22 protein-coding genes are annotated in these 26,794 nt (G+C 67.0%); 14 read left to right on the forward strand and 8 right to left on the reverse strand.

All coding sequences use genetic code 11. The annotated features are described in order from the left end of the window. Nucleotide 1: 1 nt before the first annotated feature. From ACE3TL_RS03840 to ACE3TL_RS03850, 3 genes are all read right to left on the reverse strand, one after another. A complete protein-coding gene (locus ACE3TL_RS03840; RefSeq protein ID WP_374577403.1) occupies nucleotides 2–757 on the reverse strand; it encodes an ABC transporter ATP-binding protein in 756 nt (251 codons plus the stop codon). Next, a complete protein-coding gene (locus ACE3TL_RS03845; protein WP_374577404.1) occupies nucleotides 754–1,587 on the reverse strand; it encodes an ABC transporter permease in 834 nt (277 codons plus the stop codon). Before ACE3TL_RS03845 ends, ACE3TL_RS03840 begins: the two co-directional genes overlap by 4 nt. Before the next feature lie 120 nt (nucleotides 1,588–1,707). Then, entirely contained in the window at nucleotides 1,708–2,742 is a 1,035-nt protein-coding gene (locus tag ACE3TL_RS03850; protein WP_374577405.1) for a dehydrogenase, read from the reverse strand. A gap of 205 nt (nucleotides 2,743–2,947) precedes the next feature. Between ACE3TL_RS03850 and ACE3TL_RS03855 the strand changes: the two genes are divergently transcribed. Then, a complete protein-coding gene (locus ACE3TL_RS03855) occupies nucleotides 2,948–3,640 on the forward strand; it encodes a hypothetical protein (RefSeq protein WP_374577406.1) in 693 nt (230 codons plus the stop codon). An 11-nt stretch (nucleotides 3,641–3,651) separates the two neighbouring features. On the opposite strand, the gene ACE3TL_RS03860 is transcribed toward ACE3TL_RS03855, so the two are convergent. The 3 genes from ACE3TL_RS03860 to ACE3TL_RS03870 form a co-directional block, all read right to left on the reverse strand. After that, on the reverse strand, nucleotides 3,652–4,797 hold the full coding sequence (locus ACE3TL_RS03860; RefSeq protein ID WP_374577407.1) for a glycosyltransferase family 4 protein: 1,146 nt from the start codon (nucleotides 4,795–4,797) through the stop codon (nucleotides 3,652–3,654). Further along, on the reverse strand, nucleotides 4,794–7,901 hold the full coding sequence (locus ACE3TL_RS03865; protein WP_374577408.1) for a glycoside hydrolase family 99-like domain-containing protein: 3,108 nt from the start codon (nucleotides 7,899–7,901) through the stop codon (nucleotides 4,794–4,796). Before ACE3TL_RS03865 ends, ACE3TL_RS03860 begins: the two co-directional genes overlap by 4 nt. 114 nt (nucleotides 7,902–8,015) lie before the next feature. Further along, nucleotides 8,016–9,035, reverse strand: a complete 1,020-nt coding sequence (locus ACE3TL_RS03870) for a sulfotransferase family protein (RefSeq protein WP_374577409.1) — start codon at nucleotides 9,033–9,035, stop codon at nucleotides 8,016–8,018. Nucleotides 9,036–9,177: 142 nt separating this feature from the next. On the opposite strand from ACE3TL_RS03870, the gene ACE3TL_RS03875 reads away from it, so the two are divergent. The 3 genes from ACE3TL_RS03875 to ACE3TL_RS03885 are packed head-to-tail and all read left to right on the forward strand — an operon-like array spanning nucleotide 9,178 to nucleotide 13,312. Further along, nucleotides 9,178–11,064: a hypothetical protein gene (locus tag ACE3TL_RS03875; protein WP_374577410.1), complete on the forward strand. Its 1,887-nt coding sequence runs from the start codon at nucleotides 9,178–9,180 to the stop codon at nucleotides 11,062–11,064. After that, nucleotides 11,061–12,092, forward strand: coding sequence for a hypothetical protein (locus tag ACE3TL_RS03880; RefSeq protein ID WP_374577411.1), 1,032 nt, complete (start codon nucleotides 11,061–11,063; stop codon nucleotides 12,090–12,092). Before ACE3TL_RS03875 ends, ACE3TL_RS03880 begins: the two co-directional genes overlap by 4 nt. Nucleotides 12,093–12,103: 11 nt before the next feature. Further along, nucleotides 12,104–13,312 (forward strand): hypothetical protein, encoded by a 1,209-nt coding sequence (locus ACE3TL_RS03885; RefSeq protein WP_374577412.1) that lies wholly within the window; start codon nucleotides 12,104–12,106, stop codon nucleotides 13,310–13,312. Here ACE3TL_RS03885 and ACE3TL_RS03890 read toward each other — a convergent pair. Continuing rightward, nucleotides 13,294–14,061: a DUF6270 domain-containing protein gene (locus ACE3TL_RS03890; protein WP_374577413.1), complete on the reverse strand. Its 768-nt coding sequence runs from the start codon at nucleotides 14,059–14,061 to the stop codon at nucleotides 13,294–13,296. The two genes, ACE3TL_RS03885 and ACE3TL_RS03890, sit on opposite strands and share 19 nt — an antisense overlap. A 212-nt stretch (nucleotides 14,062–14,273) precedes the next feature. Here ACE3TL_RS03890 and ACE3TL_RS03895 point away from each other — a divergent pair, with 212 nt between their 5' ends. From ACE3TL_RS03895 to ACE3TL_RS03905, 3 genes are all read left to right on the forward strand, one after another. Next, nucleotides 14,274–16,001: a type I secretion system permease/ATPase gene (locus ACE3TL_RS03895; protein ID WP_374577414.1), complete on the forward strand. Its 1,728-nt coding sequence runs from the start codon at nucleotides 14,274–14,276 to the stop codon at nucleotides 15,999–16,001. Beyond that, nucleotides 15,998–17,368, forward strand: a complete 1,371-nt coding sequence (locus ACE3TL_RS03900) for an HlyD family type I secretion periplasmic adaptor subunit (RefSeq protein ID WP_374577415.1) — start codon at nucleotides 15,998–16,000, stop codon at nucleotides 17,366–17,368. The genes ACE3TL_RS03895 and ACE3TL_RS03900 overlap by 4 nt, the downstream gene beginning before the upstream one ends. 215 nt (nucleotides 17,369–17,583) lie before the next feature. After that, entirely contained in the window at nucleotides 17,584–20,025 is a 2,442-nt protein-coding gene (locus ACE3TL_RS03905) for a calcium-binding protein (RefSeq protein WP_374577416.1), read from the forward strand. A gap of 201 nt (nucleotides 20,026–20,226) precedes the next feature. Here the strand turns inward: ACE3TL_RS03905 and ACE3TL_RS03910 are convergent, their stop codons facing one another. Further along, nucleotides 20,227–20,952, reverse strand: a complete 726-nt coding sequence (locus ACE3TL_RS03910) for a sulfotransferase (RefSeq protein ID WP_374577417.1) — start codon at nucleotides 20,950–20,952, stop codon at nucleotides 20,227–20,229. A 152-nt stretch (nucleotides 20,953–21,104) separates the two neighbouring features. Here ACE3TL_RS03910 and ACE3TL_RS03915 point away from each other — a divergent pair, with 152 nt between their 5' ends. The 7 genes from ACE3TL_RS03915 to ACE3TL_RS03945 are packed head-to-tail and all read left to right on the forward strand — an operon-like array spanning nucleotide 21,105 to nucleotide 26,782. After that, the gene (locus tag ACE3TL_RS03915; protein WP_374577418.1) at nucleotides 21,105–21,872 is read left to right on the forward strand and encodes a cephalosporin hydroxylase family protein; all 768 of its coding nucleotides are present in this window, start codon (nucleotides 21,105–21,107) and stop codon (nucleotides 21,870–21,872) included. 2 nt (nucleotides 21,873–21,874) lie between these two features. Beyond that, nucleotides 21,875–22,648 (forward strand): glucose-1-phosphate cytidylyltransferase, encoded by a 774-nt coding sequence (gene rfbF / locus ACE3TL_RS03920; RefSeq protein ID WP_374577419.1) that lies wholly within the window; start codon nucleotides 21,875–21,877, stop codon nucleotides 22,646–22,648. Beyond that, complete coding sequence (gene rfbG / locus ACE3TL_RS03925; RefSeq protein WP_374577420.1) at nucleotides 22,645–23,706, forward strand: CDP-glucose 4,6-dehydratase; 1,062 nt, start codon at nucleotides 22,645–22,647, stop codon at nucleotides 23,704–23,706. Before rfbF ends, rfbG begins: the two co-directional genes overlap by 4 nt. Beyond that, on the forward strand, nucleotides 23,706–24,947 hold the full coding sequence (locus ACE3TL_RS03930) for a methyltransferase domain-containing protein (RefSeq protein WP_374577421.1): 1,242 nt from the start codon (nucleotides 23,706–23,708) through the stop codon (nucleotides 24,945–24,947). The genes rfbG and ACE3TL_RS03930 overlap by 1 nt, the downstream gene beginning before the upstream one ends. Next, on the forward strand, nucleotides 24,947–25,486 hold the full coding sequence (locus ACE3TL_RS03935; RefSeq protein ID WP_374577422.1) for a dTDP-4-dehydrorhamnose 3,5-epimerase family protein: 540 nt from the start codon (nucleotides 24,947–24,949) through the stop codon (nucleotides 25,484–25,486). The genes ACE3TL_RS03930 and ACE3TL_RS03935 overlap by 1 nt, the downstream gene beginning before the upstream one ends. Next, nucleotides 25,479–25,970, forward strand: coding sequence for a DapH/DapD/GlmU-related protein (locus ACE3TL_RS03940; protein ID WP_374577423.1), 492 nt, complete (start codon nucleotides 25,479–25,481; stop codon nucleotides 25,968–25,970). The genes ACE3TL_RS03935 and ACE3TL_RS03940 overlap by 8 nt, the downstream gene beginning before the upstream one ends. Continuing rightward, nucleotides 25,967–26,782 carry an NAD-dependent epimerase/dehydratase family protein gene (locus tag ACE3TL_RS03945; protein WP_374577424.1) on the forward strand — a complete coding sequence of 272 codons (816 nt, stop codon included), beginning with the start codon at nucleotides 25,967–25,969 and terminating at the stop codon, nucleotides 26,780–26,782. Before ACE3TL_RS03940 ends, ACE3TL_RS03945 begins: the two co-directional genes overlap by 4 nt. The last annotated feature ends 12 nt before the right edge of the window (nucleotides 26,783–26,794 follow it).

Genomic DNA, 26,794 nt, shown 5'->3' on the forward strand with positions numbered 1-26,794 from the left:
GTCAGGCCGCGGCCAGCAGTTCGTCCAGCCGTTTGACGTCCATGATCGGCGAGGCGACGCCGGCTTCGATACGCATGACCTTGTTGCAGTAGAGGCGGATCAGGTCGAGCTCGTGCGAGGCCAGGACGAGGATGCCGGCCCGCTCCATCAGGTCGAGGATGCGCTTGTGGGCGAGCTTCTTGAAGTCGGAGTCGCCGACGGCGATCCACTCGTCCATCAGGATGACGTCGGCCTCGACGGCGGTGGCGACCGCGAAGGCCAGCCGCGCCTGCATGCCGGCCGAATAGGTCTTGAGCGGCATGGCCAGGAACGGGCCAAGGCCGGTGAACTCGGCGATTTCGGTCAGGCGCTCGTCGATCTGCTTGGTCGACAGGCCCGCGATCCGGCCGCGCAGGCGGATGTTGTCGAGGCCGGTGGCCGAGGGGTCGATGCCGAGGTTGAGGTCCAGCATGGCCGCGATCCGGCCGTGCACGTCGATCGTGCCCTCGTCGGGCTCGTAGGCGCCGGCCAGCGCCCGCAGCAAGGTCGTCTTGCCCGAACCGTTGTGGCCGATCAGGCCCAGGCGGTCGCCCGAGCGCAGTTGCAGATTGACCTTGGAGAGAGCGGTGATCTCGGGCGCGCCCAGGCCGGTCTTGCCCAGCTTGCCGCCCACGGTGATGCGCGCCAGGTGCTTCTTCAGCGACTTGGAATCGACCCCGTAGACGGGGAAGCGCAGGGTCAGGTCGGTGACCGTGATCGAAATCTCGGGGGCCTTCATAGGTAGTGCACGATCCTGCGGCGGATGTTGGCGAAGGCGGCGAAGGTGGCGATCCAGCCGACCACGGCCATGATCGACAGGCCGACATAGGTGATGGGGGCGACCGCTTCGCCCAGCAGCGGCGCACGCGCCACCGTCAGCAGGTGGTAGAACGGGTTGAACAGCAGGACCGCGTGATCGACCAGCCGCCCGCCCGGCAGCCAGAAGACCGGCGTCATGAACATCGCGAACTGGATCACCGAGGCGACGATCTGCGGGATGTCGCGGAACCGTGCCGAGGCCAGGCCGGCGGCCAGGCTCACCCACGAGATGTTGGCCAGCATCAGCAGCACGCCGAGCAGCGCGAGGGGGACGTCCGCCTGACGCCAGTGGTCGTAATAGACCAGCACGCCGACGATGATCACCAGATGGTGCAGGAAGTTGATGACGTTGCGCATCACCGTGCGCCAGACGAAGGTCATCATCGGCAGGGACGTTTGGGACAGGATGCCCGAGGCCTGGACGAAGGCGCTGCAGCCCTCGAGGATGACGTTGGAGATCATTCCCCAGAAGACGATGCCCAGCGCCACATAGGGGATGAACTCCTGCACCGGCACCTTGAAGAGGTTGGCGTACAGGAAGCCGATCCCGGCCACCATCAGGCCCATGGACAGGGTGATCCAGAATGGGCCGAGGATCGAGCCGCGGTAGCGCGACACGACGTCGTGCCAGGCCAGCGACCAGGCCAGTCCGATCCGCTCGAACGAGGCGCGCAGATCGGCGAACGCCATGCTGAAATCGTGCATGGGCCCGCGCCGTCCGGTGCGCACCATATGTTGTACGGATTGCATTCAGTCTCCCGAGCCCGCAGCTCTATGCCGGTGGGTAACAGGTCGCATTTTGCGGCGCAAGCATGGCGCCGGGCGTGGAATCCAAAGGAAAATCCGCGCCTGCGGGCAGGTCCGGCTTCCTCACGCCGACCAGGACTCCGCCCCGACCGAGGTGAAGCGCGCCGCCTGGGCCGCGCCGCCGAACTTGCCGAGCAGCCGCTTGAGTCCCTCGCGGCGAGTCGGGTCGACCAGGAACATCATGAAGCCGCCGCCGCCGGCCCCGGAGACCTTGCCGCCGAACACGCCGAAGCTCTTGGCCGCGTCGTAGACCGCGTCGATCCCCGAGGAGGAGATGCGGTTGGCCAGCAGCTTCTTCGAACTCCAGCCGGCGTCGAGCAGGGCGCCGAAGCGCGGCAGGTCGCCGGCGACCAGGGCGTCGCGCATCTCGAAGGCGCCGGCCTTGAGCGCATGCAGGCCCCCCAGCGACTTCTGGGCATGGCTGCGCATGTTGGCGGTCTGCTCCTCGATGATCGAGGCCGACTCGCGGCTGACCCCGGTGAAGTAGAGCACCAGACTGGCCTCCAGCTCCTTCAGGATCCGGTCCTCGATCGCCACGCTCTCGACCTCGGCGCGGCCGCCCTCGAAGAAGCGCATCAGATTGAGGCCGCCGAACGCCGCGGCGTACTGATCCTGCGCGCCGCCGGCCAGGCCGAGCTCGCGCCGCTCGATGTCGAAGGCCAGGCGCGCGACCCCGTAGGGGTCCAGGCTCAGGCCCATGAAGCGGCGCATGGCCTCGACCATCGCCACCACCAGGGCCGATGAGGAGCCCAGGCCCGAGCCGGGCGGACAGTCCGCATAGGAGACCAGGGTCAGAGGGATGGCGCGGCCCCCGGCGTAGTCGACCATGAAGCGGTTGTAGACCCCTTTCAGCAGGCGCAGCGGCTCCTCGGTCGGCAGGGGGGCTTGGGCTGGCCCCTGCCAGGCCTGGTCGCGGTCGGCCGCCACCAGGCGCACCTGATCGTCCTCCCGCGCCTGGACCGTGACATGCGCGAAGAGGTCGATGGCCGCATTGAGGACGACGCCGCCGTGCTCGTCGCAATAGGGCGAGACGTCCGTGCCGCCGCCGCCGAAGCCGAGCCTGAGGGGCGCGCGGGCGCGCACCAATTCATGACGCATTGTGGGCGCTCTATCCCCGAACGTGATCAACCGCAGGGCGCGGGGGTAGTCGGCGCAGGCGGGCTTGGCAACCGTCATCGGTGTCGCGCCGCCTTGCCGACGCGCGATAGAATTGGGGGCGGTCCTGGCGAGGAGACCAAGCGGTGTCTATGTGGGCGAGGGCCGCCGTCCCGCCTCCCTTACGGCCGCGTCCCGGATGAACAGCATGAAGTCGATTCCTACCCTGGCGGGCGTGGCCGCGGCCCTCCTGCTTTCGGCCTGCGGGCAACCGGCGCCCTGGGCGCGGGCGGCCGCCGCGCCGCAACCGAGCCAGGCCGTCCGCAACGAGCGTGTCCAGGCGGTGGCGTGGAACGAAGGCGCCGGCCGGTTCGAACTGCGCGGCGCGCCGCTGCGGGCCGGCCGCCTCTGGACCTTCGAAGGCGCCACCGACGGCTTCGTGCTGGCCGGCGGCGAGGTGCTGCCCAGCACGCCGGCCGGGCTGGAGGTGCGAAACCTCGGCCCCGACGCCGCCTTGCGCTCGCCCAAGGGCCTGGCCCTGGACGGTGAACGCTATTCGCTGGTCCTGGTGCGTCTGACCCGCACGCGGGCCGGGGCGGAATGGGACGGGAATCTCTTCTACAGCACCGAGGCGCATGGCGAGACCGGCGGCTTCCGCGCCAAGCCGGCGGCTGGCGGCGATCCGGCGCCTGGCGAGACCGTGGTGCTGGTCTACGACATGGCCAACCTGAAGGCGGGCGGCGACGACTGGATCGCATCGCTGATCGACCAGATCCGCCTCGACACCGACGACGCCTCGGGCGGCGCCTTCGTCGTCCATCAGGTGGCCGTGACCGAAAATCCAGGCGCGGCGGCGTTGGCGCAGTCGCCGCTGCGCACCGCCAGGATCGCCGATCACTGAGGCATGAGCCTTCAGGCCGCCGCCGGCGTCTTTCCCAGCTCTTCCAGCCGCGCCAGGTAGCGCAGGCCGATGGCGCGTGCGCTGAAATGGGTGCGCATGTGGCGGCGCGCGCGTTCGCCCAGGGCCTGAGCGTAGCGCCGGTCGTCGACCAGCCGCCCGATCAGCTCCACGGCATGATCGACCGAGGGTTCGGCCCAGACCTGGCCCTCGCCGAACAGGTAGGCGCCCGGCGCCACCGGCACGAGTTCGCAGTCCACCAGCAGACTGGTCTCCGGGGTCATGAAGTCGAGATTGCCCGAATAGTTGGTGGCGACCGCCGCGCGGCCCATGAACATCGCCTCGGCGGGGCCGCGTCCGAAGCCCTCGGCGCGGTGCAGCGAGACGAACACGTCGGCGCAGCGGGCCAGGTTCTTGATCTCGTTATCCGACAGCTTGCGGGTGATGGACTGCACGCGGCCGCCCAGGGCGCGCAGGCGGCGCTCCAGCTCCTTGCGCGCCGGGTTGGCGTCGTCGCCGCCCTTGTACTTCACGACCGCATGCAAGGGCGCGTGAGGGCGCAGGGCGATCAGCTTCTCGAACGCCTCCAGCATGGCGAACGGGTTCTTGCGCTCGGCGTAGGATGAGAAGTCGAAATAGAACAGGCAGACGAAGGCGTCCTCGGGGATGCCGAAATGACGCCGCCCCAGCAGCGAGGAAACGGTCAGCTCGACCGCCTGGGACATCGGAACGACCGGGCGGTCGACCGCCGGGGCGATGGCTTCGTGGATGAAACCGGACGGCGCCCACACCTCGTCGAACCGCTCGAGGATTCGCGCCCAGGGCTCGGGATATTTCGCCAGCTCCCAGGCCGGATAGATGATGTTGTAGGCGCGCTCGAAGGCGTCCCGGCAACCGCGCTGGTCCAGAACCCCCATCGCCTGGTCCACCTCGTCGGCGTTCAGGGAGAAGAAGTTGACCTTGTCGCTGAGCCCCTGGACCACGGAGGGGGCGAACTCCCGCTCGAAGTCGGCGTCGCGCTGGCGTTCGATGCCGTAGACGTCGAGCAGCCCGGGGGTGACGCCGGCCGCGCGGAACGCACGCCAGGCCGAGCGGGCGTGTTCGCCCATGCCGATCGGGGAGAAGGGGTGGCCCACCAGGACCAGGTCGGGCGACGTCATGACTTGTCCAGCAGGTCGGCGTCCGCGGCGTTCTTCACCGCCTCCAGCCAGGCGTGACCGAAGCGCTGGTCCGGCTCCAAGTGCGCGCCTTCGCCCCATTCGTTCCAGGCGTTGATGAAGACGATGCGCTCGTCGCCGAAATTCTGCCGCCGGGTGTCCTCGAACGCCGCCTCGGTCCAGGCCTGGAAGGCGCCCGGCGTGGCGTGCTGGTAGACCCAGCCGCCATCCTGGCGGCGGGGCGTGTTGTCCCACGACGGCATCACGCCCCGGAAGCGCTTGTGGCCGAGCTGGGTGGTGTCGAGGAAGGTGCGGACCATCTGGCGGTAGTCGTTCACGCGGCCGGTGAAGCGCGGATTGTAGAGCGGCCCCGGCGGATGGATCAGAGCGCCGGCGCCGGCCGGCGGGAATTCCACCGAGGCGTCGAAGCCGAGGTCGGCCGGATCGGTCCTGCCGCCGGCTTTCTCGAAGCTTTCGACGAAGGCCAGGTAGATTTCGCCGACGCCGGCCTTGCGGCAATGCTCACGCCAGGTTTCGGCCCAGGCGCGGGCGTCCGGCAGCAGGCCGGGGCGGTAGATGAGCAACAGCGGCCTGCCGTCCACGCGGATGTAGTTCGGTCGGGTCAGATAGGGCTCGATGGCCGCGATAGAGGCCTCGGCGTCGCCGGGTTCGTAGGTCTGGGCCAGCAGGACGTCGCGCTCCTGGCCGTCCCAGGTGCGCGTCCAGTTCTCGTTCGCCCAGCAGAGGCAGAAGGGAAAGTCGCCTTCGGCGCTGTCCAGCAGCGGCTCCAGCGGCGCCTCCAGCACGCGCCGCCCGCCGGTGAACCAATAGAAGTAGTGGCAGAAGCCGCCGATCCCGTAGCGGCGCGCCAGGTCGGCCTGACGCCGCATCGCCTCGGGATTGGAGAGGTCGTAGAAGCCGAGGTCGGCCGGCACGTGCGGCTGATAGTGCCCGCGATAGTTCGGCAGGGCGCGGCTGACATTGGTCCATTCGGTGAAGCCTGGGCCCCACCAGCGGTCGTTCTCGGCGATGGTGTGGAACTGCGGCAGGTGGAAGGCGATGGTCCGCACGCGGTTGAGCGCTTCCAGTTCCTCGGCCCAGCGCTCGACGAACGTCTGCTGGTTGCGCACCGCCAGCCGCTGCTTGTAGCCGGCGTCGATCGAGTTGGAGGTGATGCTGAGATGGTGGACGATCTCGGCGCCCGGCTCGTAGATGATCCGCAGGCCGCGCGCCCGCAGCCGGAAGCAGAGGTCGGAATCCTCGCAATAGGCCGGGGCGAAGGCGAGGTCGAAGCCGTCGAGTTCGGCGAACATTTCGCGGCGGACCATCAGGCAGGCGCCCGAAGCGTAGTCGACCTCGCGCCGCACGTTCCAGCGCGGCAGGGCGGGGTCCTCGAACAGGCCGATCATCTCGGCGGTCCCGTCCACGCCGATCCGCGCGCCGGCCTCCTGCAGGCGCCCGTCCGGGAACAGCATCTTGGGGGCGACGGCGCCGACGCGCGCTTCTTCGGCGTAGGCGCTGCGCAACGCCGCCAGCCAGCCGGGCCGGACCTGGACGTCGTTGTTCAGGAAGACCAGGAATTCGCCCTTGGCCAGGTCGATGGCGCGGTTGCAGGTGCGGATGAAGCCCTGGTTCTCGGCGTTCGAGACCAGCACCAGGCCTTCGACCTTGGCCAGCACCGAGGCGGTGGCGTCGGTGGAGGCGTCGTCGATCACGATCACCTCGGCCTCTTCGAGCCCCCCTTCGGCCTGCAAGGCGGCCAGGCATTCGAGGGTGAAGGTCAGGTTGTTGTAGGCGGGGATGACGATCGAGACCGCCGGCGCCGCGGGCCGCTCGAAGCGCAGCTCGGCTGCGGCCTTGGCCACCTCGCCAGGGGCGACCTTGATCAGGTCGAAGGGTTTGGCCTTCACCCCGCCCAGGGCGCGCTCGCGGATGCGGCGGTGGGCGGCCTTCATGTCGCGATAGGCCTGGAGGTCGTAGGCGCCGGGGTCTCTGGCGCGGCCGGCGGCGCGAAGCTGCTCGAACAGACCCGCCTCGCCGGTGGGGCGTAGCTGGGTGGCGCCCGGCTCGGGCTTGGGCGCGCGGCTCAGCGCCCAATGCTCCAGGGACGAGATCGGCTGCTCGGCCGCCTCCGGGTGTTCCAGCAGATAGGTCAGTTCGTTGAAGTCGGCCGCGGGCGACACGCCCTCGAACGCGCCTTCGGTCAGGTAGTGGATCACCGGATGGGCCGCCTGCGGCGTCTCGGCGGTCTGCTCCATATAGAAGGCGGTGTCGAAATGGATCGACGGATCGCGCCGCTCTTCGAAGCCGTAGGCCAGGAAATGCGCCAGGGGGCTCACCCCCATCGGGGCGGCGTCGCGATAGCGGTCCATGTACCAGATCGGCTCGAACAGCGGGTGCGGGGTGCGCCCCTCGGCCGCGCCGCTGGCGACGTAGTGCAACAGCGGGGCCGCACCGGTCTCGGCCACGTCCGGATAGGTGGCCAGATACCAGCCCCCGTTGAACAGCGGGTGCGGCTCGTAGCCCTTCTTCCAGCCCTCGCGCAGATAGTGGATCAGCGGATTCTCGCCGCTCTCGGCCACCTCTTCGACCTGGCCGACATAATAGCGCACGTCGAACAGCGGATGCGGGTCGTAGCCCTCGGCGACGCCGCGATGTACGAAATGCTGCAGGGCGGTCAGGCCGCTGGCGGCGATTTTCACCGCATGGCGGCCGCGATAGTCCTTCAGGTCGAACAGCGGGTGCGGGTCGCGGCCTTCGCGGTCGCCGGCCACGAGGTAATGCGCCAGCGGCGCCCAGCGCGACCCGGCCAGGTCCTCGTTGCGCTGCAGATACCAGGCCTGGTCGAACAGCGCCTTGGGATTGGCGCCCGCGTCCGGCCCGGCCCGCACATAGCCGACCAGCCCGCGGACCGCGCCGCCGTCGCGGCCGACCGCGGTCTTCAGACCGAAGTCCCAGAGGCCGGACCTGGCGATCAGGGCCGCGCGCCCCGGCCACTTGGCCCGCGCCAGCATCAGGTCCATCCGCTGCTCGGCCTCGCCCTTGTCGGCCACGCCGACCCGGCGGGCGGCGGCCTTGCGGAACCGCGCCCAGCGGTCCTCGGCCACGACCCGGCGCGCGCGATGAAGGTCGCGTCGCTTGGCCAGAAGCGCTTCGGCTTTGGAATCCTGGGGGGAAGTTTTGAGGTCGTGCGCCAATGAACCCACTCTCGGACGGGCTGCTTAGCGGCCGGCGAGGGTCGTGTCGACTACGGCCTCGATATGCGCGCGTTCGCGCCGCAGGGCGTCGATCTCGTCCTCCAGCGCCCGAATCTTCTGTTCGCGCAGGGCCGCGAGCTGGCGTTCGTAGAGCAGGTCGGCGCGGGTCGAATCGAGAGTGCTGGTCACCGGTGTGACCAATACGCCCATCTCTGTCCGCATTTGAGCGATCTTCGCGGCCGCTCGGTCCAGCGGCGCGCGATCGGGCGCCTGGCCGGCTGCGGCGGCGGTGAACCAGTCCAGCACCTCCTGGGCCATCGGGCCGACCAGCGGCGTATCGGCCAGGGCGCCCTCGCCGGCGTTGTGGCGCAGGTCCGGGGAGAGGAAGCCGTCGATCTCGGCGGCGGCGCGTTCGGTCAGGCGCGGCAAGGGCGCGCCCAGCGCCCGCTCCATGGCCGCGACCTCCGAGCGCCAGTCGGCGAGCAGGTTGTCATAGGAGACGAAGGCGCGCGGCAGATCTCGCGATCCGGCCTCGGCCGCCAGCATGTAGAGCGTCCAGAGCAGCACCGACTTCTCCACCGGGAAGCGGTCGCGCCGCGCCAGCGACCCGGCCACCGCCAGCGGATGGCGGACCGGGATCACCACACGGGCGCCGACGCCCGCGGCTTCCAGCACCTCGCGCCACATCGGCAGCAGCACCGAGACGCGGGGGTCCTTCAGCAGCGGATGGATCGCCTCGCCGAACTCGGCGCGGAACAGTTGGACGGCGCGGGCCTTCCACTCGGCCTCGGGCTCGGGGGCCAGCGGCTGATAGGGCAGGTTGAACGGATCGTCCCAGGCGCTGCCCGCCGCGCGCAGCCGCTGGTCGTTGAAGACCGAGATCTTCCAGGGCTCGAAATAGCCCTTCGCATTGTGCTCGTCGCCCGGCATCACGTTGTCGGGCAGTTCGGCGCCGGCCAGCGCCAGCAGTTGCGCCGTGGCCGAGGTGCCGGACCGGTGCATGCCCAGCACCAGATAGGCCGCGCGTTCGGAGGTCTGTCGCATCGTTCTGTCCCGCCTGCGGCCCCCGCGGCGCAAGTTCGCTTCCGCTGTATGGCCGCTCGCGCCGGGCTGCAAGGCCGGGCGGTTGATCGGCCGGTCCATCTGTTGCAAACCCGGACCTCGCCCCGCGGGAGAAATTCGCAGCATGGCCGCCACGGCCTCAACCGACCGCGCCCATCGCCTGATGCTCGTTGCGGTGGACGGTGAATTCTACCGCCAGGTCTATGCCGACCTCAGCTATGACGAGGTCGATCCGGCGCGGCACTACGACCTGACCGGCTGGCGTGAAGGCCGCGATCCGGCGCCGTGGTTCTCGACCCAGGCCTATCTCGACGCCCATCCCGATGTCGCTGCGACGGACGGCAATCCGTTCGCCCATTATCTTTCGCGCGGCTGGCGCGAGGGGCGCGAGATCGCCGCCTCCCGCCTGGCGGCCGGCTATCACGCCCTTACTGAACAGCAGCGCGCCGCCCGGCGTCCGGCGCGGTTCTCCGACGCCGAACTGGCCGCGGCCCGCACCGGGTTCGACGTTCGCTATTACCTGGCGGTCAATCATGACGTGGCGCAGAGCGGCGCCGATCCGCTGTTGCACTTCCTGGTGCATGGCTGGCGCGAGGGGCGCGATCCCAGCCATGATTTCTCCGTGGCCGACTACCTGACGCTCAATCCCGACGTCGCGGCCAGCGGCGTCCATCCCTTCCTGCACTATGTTCTGCAAGGTCGCGCCGAAGGCCGTGAGACCAAGGTCGCGCGGGATTTCCGCGAGGAGGCGCTGGCCCAGCTCAAGCCGTTCGCCGAGCGGCTGGCCGACTCGCGCCGTTGGGCGCGGCCGGTCGAACTGCGGACCGCGGCCGACCTGATCGCGGCCCTGGCCTCGGCGGAGCGGCGCGGGCTGCACCTCACCTTCGGCCAGGACGACTACAGCCGCTCGGTCGGCGGCTCCCAGCTCTGCGTCCAGCGCGAGTCCGCCCAGTTCGCGGCGATGGGGCGCAACCACCTGCATGTGTATCCGGTCAACGGCTGGCCGACCGTGCGCAGCGGGCCGACCGAAGCGCCGATGGGCGTGCTGCTCAACGGCCAGGCGCTCGGCGCCTTCGTCCCGGCGGCGATCGTCGAGGCCTTGAAGGCCGCGCGGCCGCCAGGCCCCGGCAGCCTGGCGATCCACAACATGCTCGGCCATTCGAGCCGCGACGTGGCCGACATCGCCCGCGCCGCCGGCCTGAACGGCGGCTATTTCTGGCTGCACGACATGGGCGGGCTCTGCGCCGGCATCCATCTGTTGCGCAACGACATCGAATCCTGCGGCGCCCCGCCCCAGGGCAGCCCGGCCTGCGGCGTCTGCGTCTACGGCCCGGCCCGCGCCGCGCACGTGGCCGAGCATCGCCGCCTGTTCGAGCGCCTGGACCTCATCGTCGCCGCGCCCTCTCAGGTCGCGCTGGACGCCTGGCGCGCAGGCGGGGACCTCGACGCCTGCGGCGAAGTGGTGCTGCCGCACGTGCGGCTTTCTTCGCCTGGCGAGATCGTCGACGCGCAGCCCGGCCCCTTGCGGATCGCCTTTCCGGGCACCCCGACCCTGCACAAGGGATGGCCGATCTTCCGCCACCTGGCCGCACGTTTCGCCGCCGACGCGCGTTACGAGTTCCTGCACATGGCCTCGAAGCCGATGGCCGGCGCCCTGGCCCGGCACGTGCCGGTGACGGTCACGGCGGACGATCTCCTGGCCATGCGCCGGGCCCTGCTGGAGCACGAGGTCGACGTGGCGATGATCTGGTCGCTGTGCCTGGAGACCTTCTCTTTCGCCGCCTATGAAGCGGCCTCGGCCGGCGCCGCCGTGCTGACCGGCCCCGACAGCGGCAATGTCGCCGCCTTCGCCGCGCAGGGTCACGGCCTCGTCCTGCCCGACGCCCGGACGCTGGAGGCCTGGTTCGAAAGCGGAGAAATTCTGCAACTGGCGCGCACGGCGCGCGGCGCGCGAACCTACGACATGACCTATAGCAGCCTGACGGCCGAGCTGGTGGAGGACCAGTCGTGAAGGTCACCTGCTTCTCCAGTTTCACCTTCGGCTATCTGGACCGCGCCCGCGTGCTGTTCGCCAGCCTGCGCCGGTTCCACCCGGACTGGGACCTGGTGGCCCTGATCACCGACGAGCCGCCCCCCGGCTTCACCCTGCGGGTCGAGGACGAGGCGTTCGACCGGGTCGTCTATGCGACGGACCTCGACATTCCGGACCTGCGGGGCTGGCTCTTCAAGCATGATGTGGTCGAGGTCTGTACGGCGGTGAAGGGCCCCTTCATCCGCCAGGCCTGCGAGACGGCCGAGGTGGTGATCTATCTCGACCCCGACACCGCTCTTTTCGAGAGCCTCTCGCCGTTGCTGGAGCGGCTGGAGCGCGACAACATCCTGCTGACGCCACACCTGCTCGATCCGAACACCGAGCGCCAGGCGATCCTCGACAACGACCTCTCGGCTTCGCGCACCGGCATCTTCAACCTGGGCTTCGTGGCGATCCGCGCCGCGGGAGAGGGGCTGCGCTTTGCCGACTGGTGGAGGTCCAGGCTGCTGGAGTTCTGCTACGACGACATTCCCGCCGGCCTCTTCGTGGACCAGAAGTGGTGCGATCACGTCCCGGCGCTGTTCGACAAGGTCGGGGTGGTGCGCGATCCCGGCTACAATGTCGCCTCCTGGAATCTCAGCCAGCGGCGGGTGGAGATCGGCCGCGACGGCGCTATCGGCGTCAACGGCTTTCCGCTGCGGTTCTGGCACTTCACCAAGCTTGGCCCAACGGGCGATGCGATGACGCGGCGCTACGCCCAGGGCTCCTCGGCGGTCTACGAGATCTGGCGCTGGTACAAGGAGCAGGTCGCCGCCGCGGCCGCGCCGATCCCGGCCGGCTACTGGGCCTATGGCGTCTATTCGGACGGAACGCCGATCGCGCGCGCGCACCGCCTGGCCTGGCGCGAGCGGCCCGACCTGCAGGCAAGGTTCGCCGACCCGTTCGCAGCGGACGGGTTCAAGGCCTGGCTCGAGGCCGGGCAAGACGAAGACGCGGGCGCAGCGTGACGGAGGCGGCGATGACGCAGGCGGACGGCGCCGTGGCGGGCGAAGACCTTGTCGCCAAGGTCGAGGCCCTGGCGCGGCTCTATGCGGCGGCCCGCGCCGGCTTCCAGCGGGACGAGGCCGAGGCCGGCGTCGCGCGGGCGCGGCTGGGCGAGGCCCTGACCGGCGCCCTCATGGCGCGCGAGCGGAGCGAGGCGGACGCAAGGGCGCTGGCCCTGGCGGGCTATCGCGCCGCCGCTGCTCGCCATGCGCGCCCGCGTCGTCGCAGCCGGCTGGACGCGCGCCTCGACAAGGCGCTGGAAAAGCTGCGTTCGCTGGGCCGCGCCCTGGTGATCGCCCGCTCGGGCCTGTGGGATCCTGCCGCAGGCGGCCTGCGGGCCATGGCCGCCTATGCGCGCCGCGGCCCCGATCCGGCTGTGCAGCCGGCCGCGCTGTTCGACCAGGCCTGGTATGTCGCCGGCCGCCCGGACCTGGCCGCCTCGCGCGGCTGTCCCCTGACGCACTACCTGGTCCACGGCGCAGCGGAAGGGGCCAGCCCGCACCCGCTGTTCGACGGCGCCTTCTACGCCGAACGCAACGCCGCCGACCTGGCGCGGACCGGCCTTGGCCCGCTGGAGCATTTCGTTCGCGTGGGGGCGGCGCAGGGCTGCGACCCGCATCCGCTGTTCAGCATCGAGTACTATGTACGCCAGGCGCCCGACCTGATCGCCTCGGGCGCAAATCCCCTCCGGCACTATCTGTATGAAGGCTGGCGGCGCGGCATGAGCCCGCACCCGCTGTTCGCGCCCGATGTCTACCTCGCCCAGATGGCCGCGGCCGGCGCGCCGGAAGGGCCGCCGCTGGTCCACTATATCGTTTCGGGGAGCGCGGCCGGCCTGAAGCCTCACCCCCTCTTCGATCCGCGCTGGTACGGGGCGGAATATCCCGATGTGGGCGAAAGCCGGCTGGAGCCGCTCACCCACTACGTCGTCGCCGGCGGGGCGGAGGGGCGTCATCCCAGCCCCTGGTTCGACGCCCAGCGCTACGCCGCCCTGCGCGGCGACCAGCTCGAGCCCGGCCGTAATCTCTTGATCGACTACCTCCAGGGCGGCGCCTGGGCGATCGGCGAGCCCATGCCTGGCCGCGTCGAGGTCGATCTGCTGGGAACCCTGGCCGAGAGCGTCGGCATGACCCCGCTCGAGCACTGGGCCCGGCGGGAAGGGACTCAGACCCCCAGCGCCTGAAGCTGGGCGTGGGCCTCGCGATAATAGGCTTCCACGTAATGGAACGGGCTGAGGCCCCAACGATGCCCGGCGTCGGCGATCCGCAGCTCCGGCGGAACGGCGACCCGCCGCGCGGCGGGCAGCAGATCCAGGAACGAATCCTGGTAGTAGGCGAGGGTGGCGTTGTGGTCGGCGATCCGGCCGCGCTTGCCGGTGAAGATCTCGACCTCCTCGGGCAGGTCGCGGACCTGGCCGTCCTGATCGAGGTGGCGCGTGGCCCACTGCGCCTCGTGCAGGATCAGCGTCGCATCGGCCAGCGGGGTCGAGGCGATCAGGCCGGCCATCTCGCGCATCGCCTGTTTCCAGAGCAGGTCGCTGGCCGGCGTCGCCCGCGCGATCGTGCGGGCGACGGCGAAGACCGGCTGCGCCAGGAAGCCGCTGACGTCCAGCTCCCAGCTATGGGTCACCAGCGTCCCGCCGACCGAGAGGATGTCCAGCCGTTCGTCGATGAAGTCGAAGATCAGGTGCGTGGGCCGCCAGGCGACCAGGGCGGCCAGGGCGGTCTTGGTCAGGTCCGCGACCATGGACCGGTAAGGGAAATCGGCCAGTTCCGGCGCCGGCGGCGCCAACTCGACCCCGGCCAGCGGCGCGGCCAGCAGGCTCGGCAGGCTGGTGCGGCATACATACAGCAGCTCCTGCGGCGGCGCTTCGCCCACGATCGGCCACACATCGCGGGTAATGCAGCTCCCGATCACGGCGACCCTTGGCAAAGGTTCGATTCCTCACGTCTTAGGCGAACTCGGTCGCCCCTCAACAAGTCCCACGCGAATCCTGCGCGGCTTCGTGCAGCATTGACATCCTTAAGAGGCCCAAGCATGTCTCGCGCGTTTTTGGCGCAAACCGCCTTGGACTTCGAGCACCCAAATCAGCCATGGTCCTCTTGGCCATCGGCGGCGAGCACCCACGGAACAGCGCGGCGCGCATGAAAATCTTCAATCCGCTCGCGGATCTGCCTGACAATCCGCTGACCCGCGCGATCAAGGAGGGGTACACCCCCCTGGCCTATGCGGGCCTCTTCAGCCTGGTCTCGAACCTGCTGTACCTGGCGCTGCCGATCTTCACCTTCCAGATCTACGGACGGGTGATGGCCAGCTACAGCGTGCCGACCCTGCTGGTGCTCACCTTCATGGTGCTGCTGGCCTTCCTGATCTCGGGCCTGATCGACGACTACCGCGCCAAGGTGCTGATCAACTACGGCGTGGCCATGGACCAGCGGGTCTCCGGCCGCGTTTTCTCGGCGCTGTTCGACTCGGTGATCCGCGGCAATCCGGCCGCCCGCTCCCAGGCCCTGCGCGACCTCGATAGCTTCCGCCAGATGATGACCGGGCCGGCCTTCGGCACGGTGTTCGACCTGCCCTGGATGCCGGTCTTCATGATCATCCTGTTCATCATCGACCCGATCATCGGGCTGGTCACCATGAGTGGCGCGGGGTTGCTGGTCCTGGTCGCCTACCTGCAGGACAAGGCGACGCGCCCGGCCCTGAAGGAGGCGAACGACGCGGCTCTGCGCAGCTACGCCTTCACCGATGCGGCGCTCCGCAATGGCGAGGTGGTGCGCGCCATGGGCATGGTGCAGCCGCTGGGCGCCCGCTGGGCGACCTTCCGCTCGGTGACCATGGAGCGCAGCGCCAACGCCAGCGAGCGGGCCAGCGTGCTGAGCAACGTCTCCAAGTTCATCCGCCAGGGCATCCAGGTGCTGATCATCGCCCTGGGCGCCTATCTGGTGGTCAAGGGCAAGATCCATTCCGGCCTGCTGTTCGCCAACATGATCCTAGCCGCCCGCGCGCTGCAGCCGATCGAACGGCTGGTCGGCTCCTGGGACTCGCTCAACAACGGCTATCGGGCCTATGAGCGGCTCAACACCCTGTTCGCCGAGTACAAGCCGACCAAGGCCACGACCACCCTGCCCAAGCCGCTGGGCCAGCTCTCGGTCGAGGGCGTCAATTTCGCGCCCCAGGGGGCGACGCGCTTCGTGCTGCAGGGCCTCAACTTCAAGATCGAGCCGGGCGAGATGCTGGGCGTCATCGGCCCGTCGGGCGCGGGCAAGTCCTCGCTGGCCCGCCTGGTGGTGGGGATCTGGCAGCCGAACACCGGCCACGTGCGGCTGGACGGCGCCGACGTCTATTCCTGGGACCGCGCCGAGTTCGGCCGCCATGTCGGCTACCTGCCGCAGGACACCGAGCTCTTCTCCGGCAGCATCCGCGACAACATCGCCCGTTTCCGCCCCGACGTGGACGACGAGCAGGTGGTGAAGGCCGCCCAGATCGCCGGGGTTCACCAGCTCATCCTGCGCCTGCCGAACGGCTACGACACCGATCTCGGCGACGCCGGCCACGTGCTGTCGGCCGGCCAGCGCCAGCGCGTGGGCCTGGCGCGGGCGCTGCTGGGTCAGCCGCGGCTGATCGTGCTGGACGAGCCGAACGCCGCCCTCGACGCCGAGGGCGAGGAGGCGCTGGTGGGCGCGCTCGACGCGCTCAAGGCCGGCGGTTCGACCATCGTCATCGTGTCGCACAAGCCCAGCGTCTTCCGCTCCGCCGACAAGATGCTGATGCTGCGTGACGGCCGTATCGAGATGTTCGGTCCGCGCGACCAGGTGATGGCGCGCGTGGTTCAGCCTGCAACCCCGCGTGCGATCGAGGCCGGCCGATGAAGATGGATTTTCACGCGCCCAAGCCGTACGTCGCGCCCTCGTTCGACGACAAGGATCTGGCGCCGCTGGACCCTGAACTCGAACGGCGCATGCGCAAGCCGATCGTCGCCGGGGCGGCGGTGGTCGGGGTGTTCGTCGTCGGCCTGACCCTGTTCTCCGCGGTCGCCAGGATCGACAGCGCGGTGATGGCGCCGGGCATGGTCCGCGTCGAGGACAACCGCAAGACCGTCCGCCACCTGCAAGGCGGCACGGTCAGGCAGATCCTGGTCAAGGAAGGCCAGCACGTCCGCAAGGACCAGGTGCTGCTCACCTTCGACGAGGTGCAGCCGCGGGCCACCAACGACGTCTTCCAGAACCAGCAGGACGCGCTGATGGCGCAGTCGGCGCGGTTCCAGGCCGAGGCGACCGGACAACGCACGGTCGCGTTTCCGCCGGAGCTGACCTCCCGCGCCGCCGATCCGCGCGTGGCCGGAATCATCCGCGACCAGGACTTCCTCTTCACCTCCCGCCTGCAGTTCTTCGAGACCCAGAGCTCGGTGCTGGCGCAGAAGCTGCAGCAGCTCGAGACCCAGATCAGCGGCGTCCAGGCTCAGGTCGATGCGGTCAACGAATCGGACCGCCTGACCAAGGAAGAGCTGGCCGGCTATCAGACCCTGTACGAGAAGGGTTACGCGCCCAAGACCCTGATCCTGCGCTATCAGCGCACCCTGGCCGACCTTGCCGGCCGCCGGGGCTCGCTGCTGGCCGAGATCACCCGCCTGCGCGAGCAGATCGGCGAGACCCGCCTGCAGATCACCACCCTGAAGGAACAGCGCATCAGCCAGGCGGCCGAAGGCCTGCGTCAGATGCAGAGCGGCCTGGCCGAGGTGACGCCCAAGCTCGCCGCCGCGCGCCAGACCCTCGATGCGGCCACCGTCCGCTCGCCGGTCGACGGCTATGTGCTCGACCTGACCCAGTTCACCGTGGGCGGCGTCGTCGGGCCGGGCGAGCGCCTGATGAGCGTGGTGCCCGCCAACGCTCCGCTGATCGTCTCGGCGCGAATCAAGCCCCAGGACATCGATGTGGTGCATCCGGGCATGAAGGCCCGCGTGCGTCTGTCGGCCTTCAACGCGCGCCGCACCCCGCCGGTCGAGGCCGCGGTGCTCACCGTTTCGGCCGACCAGCTGGTCGACGAGAAGACCGGCGAAGGCTACTTCCGCGCCGATCTGAAAATCCCGCCGCAGGAGCTGGCCAAGCTGCCCAAGGGCGACAAACTGAGCCCCGGCATGCCCGCCGAAGCCATGATCGTCACCGGCCGGCGCTCGATTCTGTCCTATGTCGTCAGCCCCCTGACCGACACCATCCGCGACGCTCTGCGCGAGGATTGATCGTTAATATTCCGTTCCCGCGCACCGCCGTTTGGCAGGGGTTTTCACCCGTTTTTGGTGTTGCGCATCCCCCCCGCTTCCGATACGTCTTCCTCGGGCTCGTTTAACCTTCGCCACGACCCTGTTGCGGCGCGGGAAGGACCGCTGGGACCGCTCCATTGGAAAATGGTGGCCAGGCGTTTCGGGGGTCCGCGTGACACAGACTGGAGAGAAACATGGCTGAATACATTTTCGAAACCATGACGCAGGCTGACGCTGATGCGTTCACTGGTTCCGACACCCTGAAGTTTTCGACTGCGGGAGCTAGCGGCTCGCAGGTGGTCGTAACTTTCACCAACCTCACCTTCCCGGATCCGGAAACCCACACGGCGACCCTGGTCTTCGCGGGGAAATCGCTGACGTTTCAAACGCCAGCCGCTGTCGCCTCGGCTTCTTTCGCCGATGGCTCGAAGCTCTATATCGGCGGTCAGGGTAGCGACGCTCAATTGGGCACGGCTCTGTCGGATGGTTTCTGGGGCAATGATGGCAACGACAACTTCGTTGGCGATGCGGGCGACGACCTGATCCAAGGCAATAAGGGTAACGACACCCTTTCCGGCGGCACGGGCAATGACTCGATGTACGGTGGCCAAGGTGATGACATCATCACCGTGGGCTCTGGCAACAATTTCGCCCAAGGCAACATCGGTGACGATCGGATTTTTGCGGCCGAAGGCAACGACACTCTGCTGGGTGGTCAAGGTGCCGATACCATCGACGCTGGCGCTGGCGACGACTATGTCAGCGGCGATTTGGGTAACGATAGCCTTGCTGGCGGCGCAGGTAACGATCAACTGCTTGGTGGTGACGGGGACGACACCATCAGCAGCGGCGCGGGCGCTGACACCGTTTCGGGAGGAGTGGGCGCTGATCACATTACCAACTCGGGTGGCAATGATTCGGTCGATGGCGGTGACGGCAATGACACCTTCGTCGGTACCGGTACCGACAACGAAACCGTCTTCGGTGGCGCTGGCAATGACCAAATCTCGGCCGGAGCTGGCAACGACATCGTCAATGGCAACACTGGCAACGACACCATCAATGGTGAAGCTGGTTCTGACACCTTGTCGGGTGGCCAAGGGAATGATGTGATCAATGGTGGCGACGATGCCGACTGGCTCGCCGGCAACATCGGGGCCGACACCCTGACTGGCGGTAAGGGAAGCGATACCCTTCTTGGCGGTCAGGATAACGACAGCCTGAATGGTGGCGACGATGCCGACCAACTGTATGGCGACCTCGGTAACGACACCCTCGATGGCGGTCTTGGTAACGACAGCGTGTCCGGCGGTGCTGGGGATGATCGGATCACCAACACCGGTGGTAAGGACACCGTATCGGGCGGCGATGGTAATGATATCATCGACGTGACCGGTGACGGCACCAACGCTAGTGTAGCCTATGGTGATGCTGGCAATGACAGCATCCTGGGTTCGGTCGGGGCAGACACCCTCAACGGCGGCGATGGTAAAGACACCATCAGTGGCGCGGATGGCAACGACGCCATCTATGGTGGCGCTGGAGATGATATCGTTACGGCCGGCGACGGTAACGACACCGTCTACGGTGAAGATGGTAATGACAACATCAACTTGGCCGCTGGGGCTGCTACGGAGCAGAACTCGGCGGATGGCGGCGCTGGAGCTGATACGATCGCCGGTGGCATCGGTATCGACTATATCCTTGGTGGCGCTGGCGCTGACCAACTGAGCAGTGGCGGCGGTGCTGACACCATCAGTGGCGGTGACGATAACGATACCATCACGGGCGGGGCTGGTAACAGCGTGCTGAATGGTGATGCTGGTAACGATCAGATCGTTGGTGGTTCCGGTAGTGAGGTGATTTCCGGCGGCGCCGGCAATGATACGATCACCTCGGGCGGCGGTACCGATACTGTTTCCGGCGGTGATGGTGCTGATCAGATTACCGGCGGCACGGGTAACAGCGTGCTGAACGGCGATGCTGGTGCCGATACGATCGCCGGTGGCGCGGGTAATGAAGTCATCAGCGGTGGCGCTGATGGCGACGTCCTTTCGTCGGGTGGCGGTACCGACACCATCTCTGGTGGCGACGGTGCGGACACTATCACGGGCGGTGCTGGAGCCAGCAGGCTCAACGGTGATGCGGGTAACGATGTTATCAACGGCGGCGCTGGTGTTGAAACGCTCTCGGGCGGCGACGGCAACGACACCATCGTTGGCGGCGGTGGCGGTGACCAGATTATTGGCGGTGCTGGCGCTGACCAACTGACCGGTACGGTTGGGGTTGCTGATACCTTTGTGTTCAACTTCGGCGACTCGGCGGCTACAGCGACTGACGCCACGACGGCTGATGTCATCACCAACTTCGAAGGTGTTGATGCCATCAAGCTGGGTGTCGCCGGGACCGTTGCAAACTACGACGAGCAAACCGCGCTCAGCTACGCTGACGCTTATGCAGCTGCGAAGGTGCTGATCGAAGCAACCGATGGGACCAACCGTGACATCGTCGCCGTTACCGTGAATGGTGCGGATACCTACATCTTCGCCGACGGAAATGGTTCCAATACCATTACGGCTGTTGTGAAGCTGACCGGCGTGCTCGCAGCCGGTGTTGATGAAAGTGACTTCATCTAATTCCAAGATGAGTGAATTCTGGAGCCGCCCTTTGGGGCGGCTCTTTTTTTTTGCGTGAAAGCTGGCGTCAGTGAAATGTAGCGGCTGACTTGGAACCGAGGATAACTGCTAATTAAACTTGAGCTCGAAGCTCCACATCAACCATGAGTGAGGGCGTAGCGAGAGCATTAGCCTAATGGCTTAGCGAGTGGCGGTTGCCGGTCAGTAAGAAATGCCGGTCAGGGCATGAAGGCGCGCATTGTCTTCAGCGTAGAGCTCTCGCATCAACGCGATGTCATGCTTTGAGAGGGAAGCTGAGCTTGCTGGACCAACATGGACCGATCGTCGATCGGTCGCCGCTGGTGATGGTGCGCCTAGAAAGGCGTTGAGGCGGGCGAGAGGATCTGCAGGCCTTTGCTTTAGATCATCGGCCTCGATGATGAGAACTTGGCTAGGGGGGAAAACTCCGAAGAGGCGTTCCAGTTGTTCGCCATAGAACCCTCTTTCCACATAGGAAATCTCTCGATCGACACCCCAAGGGATTCTGCATTGCAGGCGCCTACGCCCCTCGCGGATACACCATGAGAAGTCATGCGACTCTACTCCTCGCGCGGCCTCCATCTTCCAATGGGACCAGGCCCGTTCCACCGGATCGCGTAGCATGACGACGATCTTCATGTCGGGATTGTAAGCCGCCATGCGCTCCAGGCAGTTTGGCCAGTAGATATAGATGGGCGTCGCTTCACCTCGGATTAGAGAGCGGTTCCAATCGAACTGTGCATGGTAGCTCTCATATGCGGGCGACTTCCAATTAAGCGAATCGTCATCAAAAAAGTGAGCTTCCTTCGCTATCGCCATGCCATATGCCGGGTCGTTAGAGAGGTAGTCGTGTAGTGCGGTGGTCCCGGCCTTTTGAACGCCAACGACGACAAAATCGATCAAACGCATTTGATATTCTAAGCGCTTAGTCGCGCCCTCTGTCGGATCTTCAGGATGCTGGATACAGCTTCATCGTTCTGCCGACACGCGATAAGAGAAGCGCAAATCCTGCGGGCCTAGCGAAACTAGTCGCCCGTATAGCTACACAGGGGACCGAGAGCTTGATTACCACCATTGACGAGGAGCGCGGAGAGGTCATCGTCAAGAGCGGCGATGCTGAAGTTCGCCATAGTCTCGCAAGTGCGGAAGGTTTCGCGGCGGCCTCCAAGGCTTGGCTCCGGGCTACCTGGGATTCCAAATACGTCTACTCATTTGCTTGGATGGGCCGGCCGATCATCCAGTTGCCGGAGGATATGATCCGCCTGCAGGAGGTGATCTACGCGCTCCAACCGGACGTCCTGGTCGAGACCGGGGTCGCCCACGGTGGAAGTCTGATCTTCTACGCTTCGCTGTTCGAGGCGATGGGTAAGGGCCGGGTGATCGGTGTCGACATCGAGATCCGCCCCCACAACCGCATGGCCATCGAAGCCCATCCGATGAAGAAACGCATCGAGCTGATCGAAGGCTCCTCGACCGCGCCTGAGGTCCTTGAGCAGGTGAAGGCTCTCATTAGACCGGGCGAAAAGGCGCTGGTGGTGCTCGATTCCAATCACACCCATGCCCACGTGCTGGAAGAACTCCGGCTCTATGGCGAACTGATTGAGGTCGGCTCCTATGTAGTCGCCACAGATGGTATCATGGCCCAGGTCAAGGGAGGCCCGCGTACGGCCGAGGACTGGGACTGGAACAATCCTCAGAAGGCGGTCCACGATTTCGTGGCGCAGGACAAGCGCTTCGTCGTCGAAGAGCCGATCTTCCCGTTCAATGAAGGCGTAGTGAGCGAGCGCGTGACCTATTGGCCTGATGCCTTCGTCAAGCGGATCGCTTGAGCATGAAAGCCGTCCTCCTCGCCGGCGGTCTCGGCACTCGGATTTCCGAGGAAAGCCACCTGAAGCCGAAGCCCATGATCGAGGTCGGGGGGCGGCCGATCCTGTGGCATATCATGAAGCTCTACTCTCACTACGGCTTCAACGACTTCATCGTATGCCTAGGCTACAAAGGTTATGTGGTGAAGGAATACTTCGCCAACTATGTCCTGCACAACGCCGACCTGACCGTCGATCTGGCCAAGGGCTCGGTCGAATACCACGCCACCAATCACGAGCCGTGGCGCGTCACCCTGGTCGACACGGGCGCGGAGACCATGACCGGCGGGCGGATCAAGCGCGTCGCCGACTACCTGCCCAAGGACGAGCCGTTCTTCCTGACCTATGGCGACGGCGTGGCCGACATCGACATTCGCGCCCTGCTCGACTTCCACAAGGCGCACGGCAAGCAGGCGACGGTCAGCGCCGTCTCTCCGCCCGGCCGCTTCGGCGCGCTGGAGATCGTCGAGGGCGCCGTGAAGCGGTTCATCGAGAAGCCGCCGGGCGACAACGGCCTGATCAATGGCGGGTTCTTCGTGCTCGAACCCTCGGTGATCGACCGGATCGCCGGCGATTCCACGGTCTGGGAACTCGAGCCGCTGGAAGGCTTGGCGCGCGACGGCCAACTGATGGCCCGGCCACACGACGGCTTCTGGGCGGCCATGGACACTTTGCGCGACAAGAACGCCCTCGAAGCCCTTTGGACCTCGGGCGAAGCGCCGTGGAAGCTCTGGAAATGAGGCGGCCAGATCCCGCCTTCTGGTCGGGAAAACGCGTCCTCCTGACCGGGCACACTGGCTTCAAGGGATCATGGGCGGCGATCTGGCTCGCCCGCATGGGCGCCCAGGTGACGGGCCTGGCCTTGCCGCCGGACCAGCAGCCGGCGCTGTTCGACCTGGCCGGGGTCGAGAGGCTGGTCGCCTCCAGCCGCTTCGTCGACCTGCGCGACGGCGCGGCGGTCGAGCGCGCCTTGAAGGGGGAGGCGTTCGACCTGGTGCTGCACATGGCGGCCCAGCCGATCGTGCGCACCTCGATCGAGGATCCGGTCGGAACCTTCGCCGCGAACGTCATGGGCACGGCGCACCTGCTCCAGGTTCTGCGCGCCCAGGTAGGGTTGCGGGCCGTGCTGGTGATCACGTCCGACAAGGTCTATGCCAACAACGAGCAGGGCCGGGCTTTCCAGGAGGGCGACGCCCTCGGCGGCAAGGACCCCTATTCGGCCTCTAAGGCGGCGGCCGAGATCGTCACCCAGTCCTTCGCCCGCAGCTTCTTCGACAAGGCCGGCACGCCGGTCGCCACGGCCCGCGGCGGCAATGTCATCGGCGGCGGCGATTTTTCGCGCGACCGCCTGGTGGCTGACATCGTCCGTGCCGGCGCCAGCCAGGCCGCCACCGTCCTGCGCCATCCGGAAGCGACCCGGCCCTGGCAGCATGTACTCGATTGCGTGGCCGGCTATCTAGTCTATCTGGAGCGGCTGGCGACCGATCCGGCTGCGCCGCGCGCGCTCAATTTCGGCCCGAGTCCCGGCGGGCGCGAGGTGAGCGTCGGAGACCTCGCCACCCGCGCCACCCAGGCCCTGGGCGCCAAGCCTTGGCGGCATGAACCCGATCCGAACTCGATCGAGGCCCGCTCACTCGGCATAGACGCCAGTCTGGCCCGCCAGGTGCTGGGCTTCGAGAGCCGTCTCGATGCGCCGGCCGCCGTCGACTGGACCATGGACTGGTATCGCGCCCAGGCCGAGGGCGGCGACGCCCTTGGCCTCGTCAGCGACCAGATCTCGCGTTACGAAAGCCTTTGATGACCGTTCCCGCCTGCCGCTTCTGCCGTGCGCCGCTGACCCAGACCTTCCTCGACCTGGGTAAGCAGCCGTTGGCCAATTCCTACCTGACCCAGGCCCAGCTCGACGCCGGGACCGAGGGTTTCTATCCGCTGCACACGCGGGTCTGCGGAAGCTGCTTCCTGGTCCAGGCCGACGATCCGGTCGCGGCTGATGCGATCTTCGACGCCGGCTACGCCTATTTCTCGGCCTATTCGGAGAGCTGGGTCGCGCACGCCAAGCGCTATGCGCAGGCGATGGCCGCGCGGTTCGGTCTCGGGCCCCAATCGCTGGTGGTCGAGGTCGCGTCCAACGACGGCTACCTACTGCAGCACTTCAAGGCTATGGGCGTGCCGGTGCTGGGTATCGAACCCACCGCCAACACCGCCGAGGTCGCGATCTGCGAACGGGGCGTTCCGACCGAGGTGGCCTTCTTCAACGACGCCACTGGCCGAGCGTTGAGGGCCCGCGGGATGGCGGCCGACCTGATGGCTGGCAACAATGTCCTGGCTCACGTGCCCGACATCGGCGACTTCGTGGCCGGCTTCCAGCACGTGTTGAAACCCCAGGGCGTGCTGACCTTCGAATTTCCCCACCTGCTCAACCTGATCGAGAAGGTGCAGTTCGATACGATCTATCACGAGCACTATTCGTATCTGTCGCTGTTGGCGGTCGAGAAGGTGCTGCGCGCCAACGGGCTGCGCCCGTTCGATGTCGAACGGCTCGCTACGCACGGCGGTTCGCTGCGGCTGTTCTGCGCCCACCTGGCCTCCGATCACCCGGAAACCCAGGCCCTGCGCGACTTGCGGGCCGAGGAGATCGCCGCCGACCTGGACAAGCCCTCCGGCTATGAAGGCTTTGCAACTCGGGTCGAGGCTGTGTGCGACAGCTTCCTGGCCTTCCTCGCCGAGGCCAAGGCGCAGGGCAAGACCGTCGCGGCCTATGGCGCGGCGGCCAAGGGCAACACCTTCCTCAACTATGCCGGCGTCACCGCGGCCGACATCGTGGCGGCCTTCGACGCCAATCCGCACAAGCAGGACCGGTTCCTGCCCGGCGCCCACGTGCCGATCTACGCCCCGGCGAAGATCGCCGAGATCCGTCCCGACTACATGGTCATCCTGCCTTGGAACCTGAAGGACGAGATCATGGGCCAACTGGCCTACATCAAGGATTGGGGCGGCCAGTTCGTGATCGCCTCGCCCGACACTCGGGTCGTCGACTGATGAGGTTCACGGCGAGCGGCATCGAAGGCGTCGTCATCGTCGACATCGAACCGGCGCACGACGAGCGCGGCGCCTTCGCACGCCTGCATTGCCCCGAAGAGTTCGCCGCCGCCGGCCACCCGTTCGTTCCTCGGCAGACCAGCCTGTCGCGCAACACGCTGGCCCACACCCTGCGCGGCATGCACTACGAGGCGGCGCCACACGAAGAGGCTAAGCTGGTGCGGGTCGTCCGTGGCGCGATCTTCGACGTCGCCGTCGACCTGCGCCCGGCCAGCCCCACCTTCCACCGCTGGGTGGGAACCGAACTTTCCGCCGAAAACGGCCGCGCCCTGCTGATCGGTCAGGGCATGGCCCACGGCTTCATCACCCTTGAGGACACCACCGACGTCCTCTACCAGATCGACCGCATCTTCGAGCCGGGCCATGGTCGCGGCGTCCGCTGGAACGACCCGGCGTTCGGGATCGAATGGCCGGCGGCGCCTGCGGTGATCTCGGCGCGGGATGCGGGGTATGAGGACTTCGAGGGCGTTGATGCTTGAGATCGATCCGACCGCCAGGATTTCGCCGCTGGCCGACATCGAGTCCTCGGTCCGCGGCACTCTGATCAGCATCGGTGCGCGGACGATGATCGACGCCTTTGTGAAGGTCAAACCGGCTGGCGGTTCGGGTGAGGTGCGGATCGGCGAGGACTGCGCGATCAATTCCGGCACGGTGATCTATACCGGCAATGGGGTCGTCATCGGTGATGCGGTGTTGATCGCCGCGAACTGTACCCTAGCCTCCACCAATCACGCGTTCGGCGATCGCGATCGTCGCATTCGTGACCAGGGGTTTCTGCCTTCCAAAGGCGGTATCATCATCGAAGACGACGTCTGGCTGGGCGCTAATGTGGTCGTGCTGGACGGCGCGGTGATCGGCAAGGGCTGCGTGGTCGCCGCCGGCTCGGTCGTTCGGGACCGCTTGGAGCCCTACTCGATCTATGCTGGCGTCCCGGCCCAGCGCACCGGCGCGCGCGGCCGATGACACTGCACACGGTCATCGGCGCTGGCGGCTTCATTGGGTCGCGACTGGTGGCCGCGCTGCAAGCGCGGGAACAAGAAGTTTATGCCCCGGCGCGCGGCGAGGCTGGCATGTTTGAGCGCGATCTCGGCAAGATTTTCTATTGTGCTGGTCTGACTGGTGACTTCATGGTCCGACCATTCGATACCGTGGATGCTCACGTCGGGTTGCTGAACCAGGTGCTGCGAGAGGGGCGGTTCTCGCGGCTGGTCTATCTGTCCTCGACTCGGCTCTACGATAGTCTGGGCACGCGCGGTGGGCGCGAAGACGATGTGCTGGAATTCGATGTCGCCGCGCCGCGTAATGTCTATGACCTCTCCAAAGCGTTAGGCGAGAACTTGTGCTTGGCGCGATCAGAAGGGCGAGCCAGCGTGGCGCGTTTGGCTAACGTGTTCGATTGGACCGAGGACGCTGGGGGATTCCTCTCGGACCTGTTGAAGCGGGCGCGCCGCGAGCGTCACATAACGCTGACCGCCTCGCCGCAGACTGGCCGCGATTATATCCACGCCGATGATGTGATCGCCGCACTCCTGGCCATACAGGATCAGGACGCCGAGGGCATATTCAACATCGCCCGTGGTGAAGCGATCTCAAACGCCGAGCTAGCGCAAGTATTCGAGGCGGTCGGCTGGCGACTGGAATTGACCGGGCCGGATACAGCAGCCCACGGTCCGACATGCGACGTTACGCGTTTGGACACCCTGGGAGTACGGCCGGGCGACGTGCGCGCAATGCTGTATCGACTCTTGTCACAGACAGACTTCTGGCTCGGTTGAGTCTTAGCCGTG

Source organism: Phenylobacterium sp. (assembly GCF_041920015.1).
GTDB lineage: Bacteria > Pseudomonadota > Alphaproteobacteria > Caulobacterales > Caulobacteraceae > Phenylobacterium.